Source organism: Nonomuraea sp. NPDC049309 (assembly GCF_043196965.1).
Taxonomy (GTDB): Bacteria; Actinomycetota; Actinomycetes; order Streptosporangiales; family Streptosporangiaceae; genus Nonomuraea; species Nonomuraea fastidiosa.
In genome coordinates this window covers 488,497-503,264 of the sequence record NZ_JBICSH010000002.1, presented here as the reverse complement: position 1 = coordinate 503,264, position 14,768 = coordinate 488,497, and the positions used below count along the sequence as shown (strand labels likewise).

The window sequence follows — 14,768 nt, the reverse complement described above, 5'->3', positions numbered from 1 at the left end:
CACAGCATCACGGTGCCCCGGACTCTCCTGCGACGGCAGGTACTCCCACGCTGCCGGCGGCGAGCATGGACGAGATCGGGGCCGGTCTCGGGTGCCCTCGCCCGGCTCTGCAGACCGACGCCGCGGAATTGCGGCAGGCCGTCTGCCAGACCTCCCGTGGGCGCTACACCGTGCTCACCTTCGCCACCGACCGGGGCAAGCGCGACTGGTTGGATGCCGCCCAGATGTACGGCGGTACCTACCTGGTGGGGCAGCGGTGGGTGGTCGTCTCCACACCGGCACTGCTGGATGGCCTACGCCAGCGACTGGGCGGTCAGATTGAGTCGCCTCGGCATTGATCCGTTGGTGGTCGACCACGCGAGCTGCGCGCAGTCGCTGCCTGAGCACCGGGGTGTGGCCGCGCCTTGCCGCCGTGTCGCTCCAACGGACGGCCATGGCGCCCTCTGGCAAGATGGTGGCGTGCATGTCGGACGTCCCGCGGTCCGCGCGCTGCGCGCCGCGGCCTTCACCGCCATCTGCACGCTGGCCTCAGCCGCCCTTCACGTACTGGTCGGCGGTACCGCCATCCCGCCGGACAAGCTCGCCATCGCCGTGGCGCTGATCTGGGCGAGCGCGTATGCGGTGGGTTCGCGTCAGCGAGGCTGGCCAACGCTGTTGACCTTGTGCGGAGCTTGCCAGTACGGGCTGCACCAGCTGTTCGCCGCGGATGAATACACGGCCTCGGCGATGCTGGCGAGCGCTCAGACCGGCCACCAACACAGCACCGCCCCCGGAATGCTGCTGATCCACCTCACGGTCGCCCTGGGGTCGAGCTGGTGGTTGGCCCAGGGCGAACTGGCGCTGGCCACGCTGCTGCATCTGGCCGCCGTGGGCATGTCCGCCGTCCGGGGCCTGCTGGTGCTGGCGCTGGCCGCGCTGGCCTGCCTCCCCGTCATTCAGTGGCCCTCACTCACCCCGTTCTGGCCCGAGGCGGCCCGCGGCATTCCCGCGACGATGGCCCGGGCCGTGCGGCGCCGTGGCCCTCCCGCACCGCAGCTCTGCGGCTGATCCATCGCCCAGACGCTCCTTCGATACGTCATCTCACCAGCCGCCTGCGGTGCCCCGGCCATGAATCGGTCGTGCGAGCACATCCACGTGGCGTCACTGGCTTCACCCCGGCACGCTGCCGGGTCCGACATCTTCTGGAGTCCGCATTGACTCACCTGTCCACCTTCCTGCGGCGCTCTGTCGCCTCCACCGTCGGCGCCGCCCTGGTGCTGCTGCTGACCGCTCCCGCCGCGCTGGCCCACGATCGGCTCAAGGCCAGTTCCCCCGCCAACAACGCCAAGGTCGATCGCGTCGAGACGATCGAGCTCGAATTCACCTCCCTCATGACCATGCCCACGGTCTTGCTGGAAGGCCCTCACGGCGAGCAGGTGCCGGTCACCAAGCCGCGCGCAGAAGGCGTCAAGGTGTCCACCAGCCCGCAACAGGACCTGGCGGCGGGCAAGTACCGTATCGCCTGGCGGGTGATCTCCTCTGACGGTCACCCCATCCAGGGCGAGATCCGCTTCACTGTCACCGCTCCGCCCAGCCCGAGCGAATCGACCACGAGCGAACCCACCGCCACCGAATCGGCTACGGCACAACCGTCTCCCACGACCTCCGAGACACCGCTGCCGGCCTCCGCGCCGCCGTCCTCGCTCCCGGCGGAACCTGCCGCCGACGCGACGGCATCCGCGCAAGGCAGTGGTGTGCCCGGCTGGATATGGGCCGCGGTCGGCGTGCTCGTCCTGGGCGGCGGCGCGGTCGCCGTGGCCGGCCGGCGCAAGCGCGGCTCTGACAGCGCCTGACCACTGCCAGAGCCCCCTTGTCGGAGCGGTCAGGTGGTGACGGCCACCTGACCGCTCTCACGGAACCGATTACGCCGATCCAGGCGCATGACGGCCGCCGCCGAGGCCAGCCCCGCGCCGGCCAGCAGTAGCCACGGCACGGCCGCCAGCCCGGAGGAGCGGGCCACATCCACCAGGGCCCCGGCCAGCAGGTTGCCGGCCAGGATGCCGATGCCGGACAGCAGGTTGTACAGGCCGTAGTAGGTGCCGATCAGCCGATCTCCCGCCATGTCCGCGATGGTGGCCATCTCGAACGGGAAGGCGATCAGCGTCCCCATGGTGAGTAGTAGCGTGCACGCCACCAGCGGCACGAGCGCCCAGCCCACCGGTAGGTGAAGGTGCGCCATCACGGCTGGGGGCAGGAACGCGACTCCCATGAGGGCGAGACCGCGGCTGATCGCTTGTCCGCGGCTCCACCGGGCCGAGCACCAGGCGGTCACGCGGACCTGTCCGGCGATGCCGAGCAGCGCGGAGATCGCGTACAAGGCCATCACACCTGTCTCGCCGCCGCCGAGCCGCTGCACCTCGAGCGGCAGGGCCAGATACATCTGGAACGACAGCGCGTACGAGGCGATCATGGCGGCGGCGAAGGAGACGAAGGCGCGGTCGCCGAACGCCCGTCGCCAGTCGGTGAGCACCGGCGGATGTTCCCCTGCCGGGCCGCGCCTGGCCGGTAGGCACAGTCCCTGGAGCACGGTCAGCACCGCGAAGATCGCCGCGGCGGCCAGGCACACGGTGGTGAATCCGGCGTTCAGCAGGGCGATGCCGACCAGTGGGCCGAGCAGGATGCCGCCCTGGTAGAAGACGTTGAACACGGCGAACGCCGCCACCTTGCGCTCGCCGGCCTCGCATGCGAGACAGGCGCGGGCCGCGGGGTTGAACAGCGCCCCGGCCAGCCCGGTCACGACGGCGGCCACGATGAGCAGTGGCAGTGAGGTGGTCAGCCCGAACAGCGCGAACCCGACGGTGCGCAGCGCGCACCCGAGCATGATCATCGGCTTGTAGCCGAGCCGGTCGGCCAGGGTGCCGCCGATCAGGAACATGCCCTGCTGGCTCAGGTTGCGCAGGCCCAGGACGAGCCCGATGGTCCAGGCGGCCAGGCCCGCGCCGGTGGACAGGTGCTGGGCGAGATAGGGCATGAGCATGTAGAAGCCGAGGTTGATGCCGGCCTGGTTGATCTGCAGGAGCTGGATCGGCCGGTCGAACGAGCGGAACTGCCGCAGTGTGTCCCTCATCGCATGCCCGCCAGCGGGTCGATCACGTTGGTGCAGCGCGTCCAGCGGCGCACTTCGCGTTCCGCCGGCTTGTCGAGCAGGTCCGGCTCGTCGGCGGGAGGCGTGCCGAGAAGGCCGTGGGTGTGGCAGTAGTCGTCGTCGAAGATGGTGTTCCAGTACCGCCATGGCCCGTCGGGGAAGACTGCGACGATGGTCTGGCCGGCGTTGGAGCGAGCCAGCCAGCGCGCCACCAGGGTCACGGCGCCGGTGCTCCACCCGCCCGAGACGTAGTGCCGGGCGGCCAGGGTGCGGCAGGCCCAGACGGCCTCGGCCGGGGCGACCCAGTGCACCTCGCTGAAGGCGTCGTAGGCGACGTTGCTCGGGTGGATGCTGGAGCCGAGGCCGCGCATGAGGCGGGAGCGGGCGGGCTGGCCGAAGATGGTTGACCCCACGGTGTCGACGCCGACCAGTTGGAGGTGGGGGAAGTGGCGGCGCAGCACGTTGAAGATCCCCGCGCTGTGCCCGCCGGTGCCGACGGAGCACACCAGGGTGTCGATGTGAGGGAGTTGGCCCATCAGCTCGTGGGCCAGTCCCGCGTAGGCCTCGACGTTGTCGGGGTTGTTGTACTGGTCGGGGCAGTAGGAGCCGGGGTTCTCGGCCAGCAGACGCTGGACTCGTTCCCGGCGGGCCTGCTGCCAGCCGCCGACGGGATGCGGCTCGGTGACGATTTCCAGGCGCACCCCGTAGGAGGCGAGCAACCGGCACATGAGCGGCTCCATGCCGGGGTCGCCGACGAGCACGACGGGGTGACCGAAGACGATGCCGGCCAGGGCGAGTCCGAGCCCCAGGGTTCCGCTGGTCGACTCGATGATGGTCGCACCTGGGCGGAGGTCTCCCCGGGCGCGGGCCTGGCGCACCATGTGCAGCGCGGGCCGGTCCTTGATCCCGCCCGGATTGAAGCCTTCGAGCTTTGCCCAGAACCCTCCTCCTCCCGGTACGAAGGGCCCGGAAATGAATGCCAGCGGCGTGTTGCCGACGGTGAGGGAAAGCGCGGGATATCCGGATGACGGCGCCTCGTCCGGGCGCGCGAAAATCGCGGTTGACGACATTGAGAAGTCTCCGAAGAATAACGCGGTTCACGGCACGACGGAATGGCCGCGAACCATGTAGGACATGGGCGACTGCTGGACGTCGACGGTCCTATATGCGCATCACGCAGAGATTCTTCAGGCACGGCGCGGCGAGGCCGACGCGTGCCACGGGGCCGAACGGAGCCTGGGCGCCGGTGCGGGGCGCGGCGACGGACAGTGTGGCCGGAATGGCCACGTAGGGCGTCGAACCGGCGGGAGCGCTCGCTGAGCAGTCCTGCTCCGTGCCGTGCCGATGATGCTCCGGCAGGCTGCTGTGCAGACACCCGTCACCATGATGGGCCGGTTCGGAACCACGCTCTTCCAGGTGAGCGCTGTGGCCGGCCGACTCGGCCAGCTCCACGGCCGCGCACGCGCCGCCGTGGGCGAAGACCGCGCCGACGACCAGGGCGATCACCAGCAGAGCATGGGCCATGACCCGGCCGGCGAAGGATGCTGCCGGTCGGCTGTGCAGGTGAACTGTCCGTGTCATGGTCATCACCTACAGTAATGCCCGTGCGGCGACCGTACGCGCCCGTCGGCAGCAAAGGTTCCAGTAAAGCCGACGCATTTGTTTCGTTTGCGGAAGAATGTCGATCAAGCGTTAAACCGGCTTGTGACCTGCATTCCTTTCACTCTCCGGACGAGGCTCGCCGACCGGTGAAAGGATCGCGGCGGGTGCGGAGATTACCGCGACAATGATTCGCGAAATCCCGTCGATATAGGTGGTGTTCTTCATGACCATGTCCAGACGCCAGGTCGTCGCGGGCCTCGGCGGGCTCGCCGCCGGCGCCGTGACCTTCCCCACTCCGGCCGAGGCCCTGACCGCGCCCCGCGGCGTCCCCGCCGACCGGCTGGCGGGCGACGAGCGCTTCTGGGGGACCGTCGCCCGGCAGTTCCGGGTGAGCCCGGACTTCGTCAACCTGGAGAACGGCTACTACGGGATCATGCCGGACCCGGTCCGGCGGGCTTACCACCACAACGTCGACCACCTGAACGAGCGCAGCTCCCACCTGCTGCGCCACGTCTACAAGCCGCGCGCCGACGTGGTCCGCGACCGCCTCGCCGCGCTGCTCGGCGTCACCAGGAACGAGATCGCGCTGACCCGGGGCGGCACCGAGGCCCTGCAGAACCTCATCGCCGGCTACAACCGCCTGCGCCCCGGTGACGAGGTCATGTACGCCGACCTCGACTACCACAGCGGCCAGTACGTCATGAACTGGCTGCCGTCCCGGCGCGGCGTGCGCGTGGCGCGCATCGTCATCCCCGAGCCGGCCACCCGCCAGGCGGTGCTCGACACCTACGAGCGCGCGCTGCGCGAGCACCCGAACGTACGGATGCTCCTGCTCAGCCACATGAACAACCGCACCGGCCTGGTCACCCCGGTCCGCGAGATCGTCGCCATGGCCCGCGAACACGACGTGGACGTGATCGTGGACGCCGCCCACTCGTGGGGTCAGCTCGACTTCACCCTCACCGATCTGGACGCCGACTTCGCCGTCTTCTCGCTGCACAAGTGGATGGGCGTGCCGCTGGGCGCCGGGTTCCTCTACATCCGCGAGCAGCGGCTGGCCGACATCGACCCCTGCTACATCGACGAGACCTACCCGGCCTCCGACATCCGCTCGCGCGTGCACTCCGGCACCATGAACGTGGCCCCGTTCCTGACCGTGGACGCCGCCCTCGACTTCCACGAGACCCTGGGCGCCCAGGCCAAGCAGGCCCGCCTGCGCTACCTGCGCGACCGCTGGGTGCGCCAGGCGCAGGACCTCGGCTCCATCCAGATCCTCACCCCGGACGAGCCGGACGCCTACGGCGCCATCACCGCCTTCCGGCTGAACGGCCGCACCTCCAAGGCCGACAACGAGGCCATCGCCGAGCACCTCATGACCCGCCACCGGATCTTCACCGTCGCCCGCAGCGGGATGAGCGGCGGCGACGCCGTACGCGTCACGCCGGCCCTCTACACCACCGCCGAGGACGTCGACCGGCTCGCGGCAGCACTACGCGACGTCATCAGACGCTTCCCGCCTCGATGAGTGAAAGGTGGGTCTTGACAAGCGATCTGAGTCACTCCGTATCCTGCACATGTGAAGAGTTCTTCAGATGAGCCTGTTGTGGCCCTGGACGGCTGTACCGTCAAGGTCGTCGATGCCGATCGGGTCGCGGCCGTGCATGAACGCATGCCTGCCCCAGAGGACCTGACCGACACCGCCGACATCTTCGGCCTGCTGTCCGACCCCAACCGGCTGCGGCTGCTGGTCGCCCTGCTGGACGGCGAGCTGTGCGTGTGCGACCTGGCCGCCGTGACCGGCCAGAGCGAGTCGGCCGTCTCCCACGCGCTGAGGCTGCTGCGCGCCCACCGCATCGTGGCCGCGCGCCGTTCGGGCCGGATGGCCTACTACCGGCTGGAGGACCCGCACGTACGGATGCTGCTCGACCTGGCATTGGCCCACACCGAGCACACAGACGCCATCCACCCCGAACGCGACGGAGCTTCCTGATGGGTGCCGGGCACGGGCATGGGCACGGGCATGCGGGAGGCCGGCACCGCTGGAGGCTGGCCGTCTCGTTCGTGCTGATCGGCGCGTTCTTCGTGGTCGAGCTGGTGTTCGGCTTGCTCTCCGGCTCGCTGGCGCTGCTGTCGGACGCCGGTCACATGGCCGCCGACGTGGTCACCCTGGGCGCGGCGCTGGTCGCGACCCGCATCGCCACCCGCCCCGACACCACCGGCCGGCGTAGCTACGGCTCTTACCGGGCCGAGGTGTTCGCGTCGCTGCTGGCCGTCGTCATGATGCTCGGTGTCGCACTGTACGTGGTGATCGAGGCCATCGGGCGCATCGGTGGCCAGGCAGAGGTCTCCTCGGGGCCGATGCTGGTCGTCGGCGCCATCGGCCTGGCGGTCAACGTCGTCGCGCTGCTTCTGTTGCGGGCCGGCGCGAAGGAAAGTCTCAACGTCAAGGGCGCCTATCTGGAGGTCGTGGCCGACACCGCCGGCTCGGTCGGCGTCATCGCGGCCGGTTGGCTGGTCGCCGCCACCGGCCAGACCTTCTGGGACACGATCGTCGCGCTGGCCATCGGGGTTTTCGTCGCCGTACGCGCCGTCGCGCTCGCCCGTCAGGTGTTCGCCGTCCTGGGCCAGCACGTCCCCGAAGGGATCGACGCCTCCGCCGTCGCGGCGGACCTGGCCGCCATCAAGGGCGTCCGTGACGTCCACGACCTGCACCTGTGGACGCTCACGTCCGGCATGAACGTCGCCACCGCTCATCTCGTCACCGCCGACGCCGGCGACAACCACGCCGTTCTCGACGAGGCCCGCGACCTGCTCCGCCTGCGCCACGACATCGCCCACGCCACCCTCCAGGTCGAACCCGCCGACCACAAGGGCTGCGACGAACTGGGCTGGTGACCCTGCACCTTCCACCCCGGAGAGCAATGTCCACTCCACCGACGAGCCCCGTCGCCCACCCTCAAGCCGCTCATGGCGCGCTCGGCAACTGGCCCTTCCTGCTGCCGTTCGGCGTGTACGTCGTCCACACGCTGGAAGAACTGCCGGGCTTCGCCGCCTGGGCCAGCCGCCACTTCGGCCCTGAAACCACCAGCACGTTCGCCGCTTACCACATCCCGCTGTTGCTGCTGGTTCTGCTGTGCTCCTGGCGAGCGTCGGCAACCGGCCGGAACGGCGTCTGGGTGGTGCTGACCACCGCATTCCAGTGGCAATTCAGCGTCAACGCCTTGTTTCACCTCACCACCTGGGCCGTCATGGGCGAATACTCACCCGGCGCCGTCACCGCGTCCGTCGTCTCCATCCCGGCCACGATCTACTACCTGGCCTGGATCCGACGCGAGCAGCGCGCGAGCAAGCAGGAGATCACGGTGGCCGTCGTGCTGGGCACCCTGATCGCCGCCGCCGCGATCGGCTTCTTGTTCCTGTAGCCTCGCCCTCCCGCAGGGAAAGACGGGGCTGGTGACCGGCGTGAGTCACGGAAAGTCGCCGGTCACCAGCCGCTTCTCACGGCCGCGGTCTTCTGGACGAGGGACTTTTGGAGTCGCCTAGCGGACGCGGACGAAGATCGGGTTGGAGTAGAACCACAGGTCTTCCCACGGGCTCTCCAGGCCGTCGGCCTGCGGCTCCATCTCGTCAGTGCCGGTGCCGCGCACCCGCAGGTAGCTGTCCTGGCCGACGTCGCGCAGGGTGTACCTGATCACGTAGTCGTGGCCCTGCCGCCGCCAGTCGTTCGGGCCGAAGCGGGCCACGACCTTGGTGGTGGGGTTGGTGTCGGCGTCGAGGTTCGAGCTGACGCCGGTGACCTGGCCGACGATCAGGTCGACGCGGCGCACCTCCGGACGGTCGCCGTTGGCGTTCTCGCCGTCCAGTGGCCGGAAGCGGATCTCGATGTCGACGTCGTTGCGGTTGCGGCTGCTGATCTGGAGAGTCTCGCTGACCGTGGCCTTGCGGCCCTGGCTGCTCGCGGTGACGTCCAGGGCGGTGATCAGGTCGCCGGTGGTGACGAAGATCCGGCCGTTGCGCAGGGCGTCCATGATGTCGCCGTAGTCCTGGCGGGCCGCGACGTAGGTCTTGCTGTACTCGCCCGGCCAGAAGTCCGAGCCGCCGCGGGTCCAGTGCACGTGGGAGTCGGAGGTGGCGGTGATCCACCAGTGCCGGCCCTCGCCGAGCAGGGAGTCCCACAGGCCGCCGACGCGCGCGGTCATCTGGTCGAAGCCGCCATAGGTCGGGTGGTTGTCGTAGCCGCCGCGAGCGCCGCCGTTGAGGGGGCCGGCCTGGTGGCCGGGAGCGCCCTCGAAGCCGACGTAGATGTCAGGGGCGACGTTGTTGCCGTTGCGGAACTCCTTGGGCGTGTCCTGACCCCACACGCCGAGCCCGGTCGCCGAACGCGCGGCGTGGTGCGCGATCACCAGCGGCTTCTGGCGCATGTCGCGGGCGGCCTTGAGGAACTCCACCATCTTGGCCTCGGTGTCGCGGCCGGGGTCGTTGGGGAAGGCGTCACGCTTGGCGAAGCGGCTCTCCAGTTCGAACAGCTGCTGAGCCTCGTCGGCGTGGTGCGGGATCATCAGGGTGTGGTGGTCGAGCGCGGGAGCGTCGAACTCCATGCCCCAGAACTGCAGGACCTCCGGTACCAGCACGCGCGAGCGCAGCAGGTCGGGGTAGGCCTGCTCCAGGTTGACCTTGGAGTGTGTCGGGCCGCCGTGGTCGGTGCACATCGCCCAGGTCAGGCCGAAGTACTTGGCCATGATGGCGTTGGTGACGATCGGGTAGACCGCGTCGGCGCCCTTGTGGAAGGTCGGCGGGTTCGTCGTGGTGTCGAACTCGCCGCTGTACTCCGAATGGATGTGGTGATCGCCGGCCCGCCACATGCGGCCGCTGTTGCCGCCGTGGCCGAACTTGCGCTCGTCGTCCGCCTGCGCCGGGGTGCCTCCGACCAGGGGAGCGGCCGCGGCCAGCGTGGCGCCGACACCGGCGTACTTGACCAGCCGGCGCCGAGAAAGCCCGGAGAGCTCGGTCTCTTCGGCCTTGTTGCTCTTCACAGTGATGCCTTTCGTGCTTCTGCGAGAGATGGGGTGCTAGCCGACGAGTGTGCAAGGAGGGACTGAACGCAGCATGAACGGAGATCGGGACGACCAAGAACAAATGCGACACGCTGCATCACCGTCGCGTCCGCGATTGTGTATTGGCGACGGCGTGACGGCCGCAACACACCCGCGCCGCGCCGACAGCGGCAAAGTGTCGGTCGCTGCTGCTTGGCTGTGCCGTGTGACGACGGTCAACTAGGAGCGTGAGCCCGGGGAGAAAGTGGAGGAGGACGTAGCGGCGCTGCTGCTGCTCAATCATTCGCGCGGCAATCGGATCACCTCTTCGGGCGGTGAGCGGGGTGTCGACGTGCGGGTGAGTAATCCCAACGGGTACGACATCTATCAGGTCAAGCGCTACAGCCAGGCACTGACGGCCAATCAGGCCGCAAGGGTGAAAGACTCCTGGAACACCTTCGCCGCCGAGACGCTCCCGGCGCTGCCCGTGCGCTCCTGGACCTTGGTCACGCCGTGGCAGCCCGCCAACGAGCGGCTGGATTGGCTCGAACGGCTCACGGCCGACAGCGGGATCCCATCGACTGGATGGGGCATCTCTCTCGACGGCATGGCCGCGGAGAAGCCCTCGCTGTTGGAGTTCTTCTTCGGCGACGGCGGACAGCGCCTGCAGCGGCTGATGACCGAGGCGCTGCAGGGCGGGCGGAGAGGTGCGCCCAGATCTGGTGGCCGAGGATCTTTTAGCGGCCGTCATCACGCGCCACCGCAGCCTTGCGAACACCCTGAACGAAGTGGACCCTTTCTACCGCTACGAGATCGAGACCCGGCGATGTGCTACCGGCCGTCCACATGGTGGCCGACCTCGCGGCCACCGCCGGTCTTGTGCTGGCGGTCCGGCGTGGCCGGCCGCTCACTCCCGTGTGGTGGACAGAAGAGCCGGCCGTAGATGGCGCGCCATTGGTAGCCATGGCCCGCTGGTCGGTCACCTTCCTTGAGGCACCGCTTGAGGTGCAGGCCCACACCTTCCAGCGGGTGACCGTTCCCGACCTGGAGCAGCTCACCGCCGATCAGGTCGCCGGTATTGTGTGGGCCGGTTGCTGCGCGGGGAGGAAATCCACTCCACCTGGACGCAGGTCACCATGACGCTTGGCACGCCGAGCAACATCCCGACTGCCCGCGGTGGGTTCGGCCACCGAGCCGATCCAGGTAAATCTGGTCGGCCGCATGATGCTCTTGGAGAATGCGCGCCGGCGTGCCCTCTACCACAGCGTCCGCCTGGCCGACCCGCACGAGATCGCCTCGCCTCCATCAGGTGACATCGTCCGCTTGGTTCCGGGACTCACCGCAGAAGCCACGATCGCTGCCGTTCCCGCCACAGGCTTCGACGGCTTAGTGGCCGACGGCACTGCGAGCCGTTTTCAGCCGCTGAGGGCCGCGGCCATGACGGCGACCCTATCCCGGTCAGTCGATCAGCCGTCGGCCTGGCTGCAGGTCCTGCGCGGCCTCGGCATGTCGAGCGGCAACGATCTCTGTGGCGATGGTGACGCATGCGCCGCAGATCTGTACGCCGGGGCCGTGCACCATGGCGCGGTGCGGATCGGTGCAGCCGCAGAAGGAGCAGGCCCGTACGCCGGTAGGAACCTTGCCGATCTTGCGAGTGCGGCGGCCGGACCGAGGCGGCGCAGGGATCCACTCGCTCAGTTCCTTCTTGATCTGGGCGGCCTGAACCCCCAGGACGTCCAGGATCCGGTGGGCCGAACAGCCGGGGTCGGTGGCCAGGACGAACAGTAGATGTTCGGTGCGGGCGAGGTTCTGGCCACGGGCGGCGGCGAAGCGGCGGGCGCACAACACGGCGTCGTTGGCCTCGCCGTCTCCGACAATGCGAGTGCCGTCGCCGCTCTCGCGGGGGTGCAGCAGGCGGGCGGCGGCTTGGAGAACCTTCTCGTGGGTGACGCCGAGCCGGTCCAGCACCCCGGCGGCCAAACCCACCTGGAGCAGGCCGAGCAGAAGGTGCTGGGTGCCGGGCGCGCTGTCTTCGGCGTCGGCAGTGTCCTGGGCAGTACGTAGGCACTCGGCCAGGCGGGGGTCGAGCGCGGCTGGTTTGGTGGAGGGCCCGCCGGTAATCTCCAGACGAGGCGCGTACCGCTGACGCGCGGCTTGTTTGGAGATGCCCAGCCGGTCACCGATCTCCGTCCAGGACAGTCCGGCCTCGCGGGCGGCCTGCACGTAGTGGTCGACCATGGCATCGGCGGCAGCCCCCGTCAGGGCGGCGTAGGTGACTGCCTCCTGGAGCAGCGCGAGCGGGTCGGGGACGGCCACGCGGGCGGCGACGGCCTCGATCATGGCTTGAGTGTTCAGCGCGGAGCTGTCCATGCCGACAATATTAGATTGTCAACATGTGGTTGACAATACGAACTTGTCCTACTACGAGAGAGCCATCCGATCCGCTGGCGGACGGTGAGCGACTCCAGCGACAATGAGCCGGTGCGTTACCTGGTCCCTGACGATGCTGCGGCGGTCGCGGTGGTGAAGGCCATCCACCTCGGCGACCTCGACAAGCTACGACATCTGCTGGTTGCCCATCCCGGCCTGCGGGGGCGCGGCTGGGGAACGCGGGCGGTATGTCACGTACGTTGCTGCACGTGGTGACCGACTGGCCCGGCCACTACCCGAGTGGCCCAGCCATGGTCCGCGAACTGGTGGCGGCAGGCGCTGAGGTAGATGCCAGCTTCGCTGGCCCGCACACCGAGACGCCGCTGATGTGGGCGGCCAGCAGCGACGACGTGCCGGTCCTGGACGCCCTGCTGGATGCCGGCGCGGATATCGACGTCACCGGCGCAGTGATCTGTTGGCGGCACTGCACTATCGGACGCATGCGCGTTCAGGCAATGGAACGCCGCCCACCGGCTGGTCGAGCGCGGCGCCACCACGCAGTTGTGGGAGGCGGCCTCGCTCGGGCTGATGGAGCGTATCCATGCCGTATTCGTCGTCGATCCGCCACCGGATGCCGACGAGGTCACTCAATGCCTGTGGGCGGCCTGCCATGGGGGCCAGCGGGAGGCCGCGGAGTTCTTCTTGGCACACGGCGGCGACATCAACTGGATCGGCTACGACCGGCTCACTCCGCTGGATGCCGCACGCCGCCGCGGCGCCGAGCAACTGGCGGTTTGGCTGGTGGAGCACGGCGGCCGGTCAGCCATCCCGTCGAGCTGAGTTTGCCCGGGCCTGCGACCGTATTGCGTTTCTGAAGCCGACGCGTGGCCTCCTAAGGCGTTAGGAGAGATCACGGAGCGGGCTCAGGGCCTGCAGTCAGGAGCGGGCCGAAGATGGCCACGCCGAGGTCCACCGCCGCCCGCAGGTCCAGGAGCCGACCCTCCACATGCGGGTGTGCCTTCGCCCACGCTTGGGCGCTGGCGGAGCTGACGAAGAAATTGACGTACCCGCAACACACCTCCGCCGCCGCCTCGGGGCTCGAGGCGGCTGTAGGCGTACACGGCTCGCACGCGGCCTGCTGCCCGGCGAACACTACTGCGGTTTCCGGCTCCCAGTTCGCCTGCCCGGCCGGGGTAACCACCGCGGTGACCGGCCGGCCATCGGTCGGGTCGGTCGAGGTGATGTGTACGTCGCGGCCAAGCATCGCGGCCATGCCGAGGGCGTCGATGGCGCACATCGCGAACACCTGCGGCCCGTCGTCGATGTGCACTCGGTGCCGAGTGGCCACTGCGGAGAACGGGTAAGCGGCGCGGATCTGCCCGCCGGCGTCCAGGCGCAGGAAGTCGGCCTCATGAAGTTCGGCGAGCACCTGCTCGGCGCTCGCGCCGTGCGGAGCGGCCACCGCCGCCAACACGGCCGCCGGCGGTGGCGCTCCGGTCTCGGAGAAGGCGCGCAGCACCCGCTGGTGCACTGCCCGCAATCCACCCTGCACCGGAGCGACCCGCCCGGCGCCGGCGCGGCCCAGCGCATCGGCCTTCACCGATACCTGACCTGCCACATCATCGGCACGATCGAGTGCCTGGGCCAGGACTCGGCGCAGTGCTGCCACTGACGGTGCTCCTTGCGGGTGGCCGTCCTCGTCGCGGTACATCCGGCACGCCAGCCCAGGTGGCACCGCAGGGTCGGCGAACGGGTCGGTCCCGTTCACCAGCAGAGTTGGCGAGCCGCGCATCTGCCAGCGCACCGCCTGGTCGGCGTCGGTCACCGTACGGCGCATGATCGACGCCTTCGCTCCCATTCCGATCTCGGCCACGGCCTGGACCAGCCGATCCTCCAAAATCGGCGCGTTCGGGCAATCCGGCACTGTCACCACCGTCAGCTCCATCGTGGTCTCCTCCTGCTGCGGCTTCGCTCAGCTCGACGATAAAGCTTCCAGTGCACTGGAAGGTCAAGACATAGTGTGGGGACATGCGCATCGGGGCTCTCGCCGCCGTGGCCGGCGTCACCACCAAGACCATCCGCTTCTACGAACAAGCCGGACTGTTGCCGGCCCCACCCCGCACACCAGGCGGCTATCGCGACTACCCACCCACTGCCATCGAGCGACTCGCCTTCATCCGCGAGGCCGCCACCGCCGGACTCACCCTGGCCGAGATCGGCAGCGTTCTTACCATCCGTGATGCCGGTCAACCGCCCTGCCAGCACGTCACCACCCTGATCGACGCACACCTGGAGCAGGTCAACCAGCGCATCACCGAACTTCTAGCCGCCCAGGGAGCTCTGGAGGCCCTTCAGCGGCGGGCGGCACGTGTCGATCCAGCTGACTGCGCACCGGACGGCATCTGCACAATCCTCACCGCCGCGTAACTAACACCACCAACGACCTGAAGTGCCCAGAGGTGATTCTGCAAATGGTGCTTCGTCGGGGGGATAGGCCAGGCGAGCGTTGGATCGCGTCATACCGACTGCGAGCCAGAGGCTGGAGGCCTGGAACAAGGCGCAGTACTCGAGTAAGCGGGGAGCTGGGCCAAAGCTCGGCCTGCTCCACGTCTCCAGGATCCACATACAGGCGCGCCGCC

General features: G+C 68.9%; 17 protein-coding genes and 1 pseudogene. 12 read left to right on the top strand and 6 right to left on the bottom strand.

The window, feature by feature from the left end:
• The first annotated feature begins 65 nt into the window (after positions 1 to 65).
• The 3 genes from ACGFIM_RS16260 (at position 66) to ACGFIM_RS16250 (ending at position 1,832) form a co-directional block, all read left to right on the top strand.
• Positions 66 to 338 carry a hypothetical protein gene (locus ACGFIM_RS16260; protein WP_393200724.1) on the top strand — a complete coding sequence of 91 codons (273 nt, stop codon included), beginning with the start codon at positions 66 to 68 and terminating at the stop codon, positions 336 to 338.
• Positions 339 to 459: 121 nt separating this feature from the next.
• Positions 460 to 1,047 carry a hypothetical protein gene (locus tag ACGFIM_RS16255; protein ID WP_393200722.1) on the top strand — a complete coding sequence of 196 codons (588 nt, stop codon included), beginning with the start codon at positions 460 to 462 and terminating at the stop codon, positions 1,045 to 1,047.
• A 71-nt stretch (positions 1,048 to 1,118) separates the two neighbouring features.
• Positions 1,119 to 1,832, top strand: a complete 714-nt coding sequence (locus ACGFIM_RS16250) for a copper resistance protein CopC (protein ID WP_393200720.1) — start codon at positions 1,119 to 1,121, stop codon at positions 1,830 to 1,832.
• Positions 1,833 to 1,861: 29 nt separating this feature from the next.
• On the opposite strand, the gene ACGFIM_RS16245 is transcribed toward ACGFIM_RS16250, so the two are convergent.
• The 3 genes from ACGFIM_RS16245 to ACGFIM_RS16235 form a co-directional block, all read right to left on the bottom strand.
• Complete coding sequence (locus tag ACGFIM_RS16245; protein ID WP_393200718.1) at positions 1,862 to 3,106, bottom strand: MDR family MFS transporter; 1,245 nt, start codon at positions 3,104 to 3,106, stop codon at positions 1,862 to 1,864.
• Positions 3,103 to 4,194 (bottom strand): PLP-dependent cysteine synthase family protein, encoded by a 1,092-nt coding sequence (locus ACGFIM_RS16240; protein WP_393200716.1) that lies wholly within the window; start codon positions 4,192 to 4,194, stop codon positions 3,103 to 3,105. The genes ACGFIM_RS16245 and ACGFIM_RS16240 overlap by 4 nt, the downstream gene beginning before the upstream one ends.
• Positions 4,195 to 4,285: 91 nt before the next feature.
• Positions 4,286 to 4,630 (bottom strand): hypothetical protein, encoded by a 345-nt coding sequence (locus ACGFIM_RS16235; RefSeq protein WP_393200714.1) that lies wholly within the window; start codon positions 4,628 to 4,630, stop codon positions 4,286 to 4,288.
• A gap of 319 nt (positions 4,631 to 4,949) precedes the next feature.
• Here ACGFIM_RS16235 and ACGFIM_RS16230 point away from each other — a divergent pair, with 319 nt between their 5' ends.
• From ACGFIM_RS16230 to ACGFIM_RS16215, 4 genes are all read left to right on the top strand, one after another.
• A complete protein-coding gene (locus ACGFIM_RS16230; RefSeq protein ID WP_393200712.1) occupies positions 4,950 to 6,251 on the top strand; it encodes an aminotransferase class V-fold PLP-dependent enzyme in 1,302 nt (433 codons plus the stop codon).
• 144 nt (positions 6,252 to 6,395) lie between these two features.
• Positions 6,396 to 6,716: an ArsR/SmtB family transcription factor gene (locus tag ACGFIM_RS16225; RefSeq protein ID WP_393200710.1), complete on the top strand. Its 321-nt coding sequence runs from the start codon at positions 6,396 to 6,398 to the stop codon at positions 6,714 to 6,716.
• Entirely contained in the window at positions 6,716 to 7,621 is a 906-nt protein-coding gene (locus tag ACGFIM_RS16220) for a cation diffusion facilitator family transporter (RefSeq protein ID WP_393200708.1), read from the top strand. The genes ACGFIM_RS16225 and ACGFIM_RS16220 overlap by 1 nt, the downstream gene beginning before the upstream one ends.
• Positions 7,622 to 7,647: 26 nt before the next feature.
• On the top strand, positions 7,648 to 8,148 hold the full coding sequence (locus ACGFIM_RS16215) for an HXXEE domain-containing protein (RefSeq protein WP_393200706.1): 501 nt from the start codon (positions 7,648 to 7,650) through the stop codon (positions 8,146 to 8,148).
• A 117-nt stretch (positions 8,149 to 8,265) separates the two neighbouring features.
• Here ACGFIM_RS16215 and ACGFIM_RS16210 read toward each other — a convergent pair whose 3' ends face one another.
• A complete protein-coding gene (locus ACGFIM_RS16210) occupies positions 8,266 to 9,759 on the bottom strand; it encodes a phosphoesterase (RefSeq protein ID WP_393200704.1) in 1,494 nt (497 codons plus the stop codon).
• 265 nt (positions 9,760 to 10,024) lie between these two features.
• Between ACGFIM_RS16210 and ACGFIM_RS16205 the strand changes: the two genes are divergently transcribed.
• Positions 10,025 to 10,702 (top strand): hypothetical protein, encoded by a 678-nt coding sequence (locus tag ACGFIM_RS16205; RefSeq protein ID WP_393200702.1) that lies wholly within the window; start codon positions 10,025 to 10,027, stop codon positions 10,700 to 10,702.
• 515 nt (positions 10,703 to 11,217) lie between these two features.
• Here ACGFIM_RS16205 and ACGFIM_RS16200 read toward each other — a convergent pair.
• Positions 11,218 to 12,129 carry a Clp protease N-terminal domain-containing protein gene (locus ACGFIM_RS16200; RefSeq protein ID WP_393200700.1) on the bottom strand — a complete coding sequence of 304 codons (912 nt, stop codon included), beginning with the start codon at positions 12,127 to 12,129 and terminating at the stop codon, positions 11,218 to 11,220.
• Between the two features lie 84 nt (positions 12,130 to 12,213).
• Between ACGFIM_RS16200 and ACGFIM_RS16195 the strand changes: the two genes are divergently transcribed.
• The 3 genes and pseudogenes from ACGFIM_RS16195 (at position 12,214) to ACGFIM_RS16185 (ending at position 12,969) form a co-directional block, all read left to right on the top strand.
• The gene (locus tag ACGFIM_RS16195) at positions 12,214 to 12,405 is read left to right on the top strand and encodes a hypothetical protein (RefSeq protein ID WP_393202605.1); all 192 of its coding nucleotides are present in this window, start codon (positions 12,214 to 12,216) and stop codon (positions 12,403 to 12,405) included.
• Positions 12,378 to 12,578: pseudogene (locus ACGFIM_RS16190) on the top strand (hypothetical protein); the annotation flags it as partial. The gene ACGFIM_RS16195 and the pseudogene ACGFIM_RS16190, both read left to right, overlap by 28 nt.
• Before the next feature lie 139 nt (positions 12,579 to 12,717).
• Positions 12,718 to 12,969, top strand: coding sequence for a hypothetical protein (locus tag ACGFIM_RS16185; protein WP_393202603.1), 252 nt, complete (start codon positions 12,718 to 12,720; stop codon positions 12,967 to 12,969).
• Between the two features lie 70 nt (positions 12,970 to 13,039).
• Here the strand turns inward: ACGFIM_RS16185 and ACGFIM_RS16180 are convergent, their stop codons facing one another.
• A complete protein-coding gene (locus ACGFIM_RS16180) occupies positions 13,040 to 14,074 on the bottom strand; it encodes an alkylmercury lyase family protein (protein WP_393200698.1) in 1,035 nt (344 codons plus the stop codon).
• 83 nt (positions 14,075 to 14,157) lie between these two features.
• Between ACGFIM_RS16180 and ACGFIM_RS16175 the strand changes: the two genes are divergently transcribed.
• Complete coding sequence (locus ACGFIM_RS16175) at positions 14,158 to 14,556, top strand: heavy metal-responsive transcriptional regulator (RefSeq protein WP_393200696.1); 399 nt, start codon at positions 14,158 to 14,160, stop codon at positions 14,554 to 14,556.
• Positions 14,557 to 14,768 lie beyond the last annotated feature (212 nt).

Excerpts from the sequence above, each read along its gene's own strand:
- ACGFIM_RS16260 (WP_393200724.1), top strand. The coding sequence starts at position 66 with ATGGACGAGATCGGGGCCGGTCTCGGGTGCCCTCGCCCGGCTCTGCAG.
- ACGFIM_RS16245 (WP_393200718.1), bottom strand. The coding sequence starts at position 3,106 with ATGAGGGACACACTGCGGCAGTTCCGCTCGTTCGACCGGCCGATCCAG.
- ACGFIM_RS16240 (WP_393200716.1), bottom strand. The coding sequence starts at position 4,194 with ATGTCGTCAACCGCGATTTTCGCGCGCCCGGACGAGGCGCCGTCATCC.
- ACGFIM_RS16230 (WP_393200712.1), top strand. The coding sequence starts at position 4,950 with ATGACCATGTCCAGACGCCAGGTCGTCGCGGGCCTCGGCGGGCTCGCC.
- ACGFIM_RS16225 (WP_393200710.1), top strand. The coding sequence starts at position 6,396 with ATGCCTGCCCCAGAGGACCTGACCGACACCGCCGACATCTTCGGCCTG.
- ACGFIM_RS16220 (WP_393200708.1), top strand. The coding sequence starts at position 6,716 with ATGGGTGCCGGGCACGGGCATGGGCACGGGCATGCGGGAGGCCGGCAC.
- ACGFIM_RS16215 (WP_393200706.1), top strand. The coding sequence starts at position 7,648 with ATGTCCACTCCACCGACGAGCCCCGTCGCCCACCCTCAAGCCGCTCAT.
- ACGFIM_RS16200 (WP_393200700.1), bottom strand. The coding sequence starts at position 12,129 with ATGGACAGCTCCGCGCTGAACACTCAAGCCATGATCGAGGCCGTCGCC.
- ACGFIM_RS16185 (WP_393202603.1), top strand. The coding sequence starts at position 12,718 with ATGGAGCGTATCCATGCCGTATTCGTCGTCGATCCGCCACCGGATGCC.
- ACGFIM_RS16180 (WP_393200698.1), bottom strand. The coding sequence starts at position 14,074 with ATGGAGCTGACGGTGGTGACAGTGCCGGATTGCCCGAACGCGCCGATT.
- ACGFIM_RS16175 (WP_393200696.1), top strand. The coding sequence starts at position 14,158 with ATGCGCATCGGGGCTCTCGCCGCCGTGGCCGGCGTCACCACCAAGACC.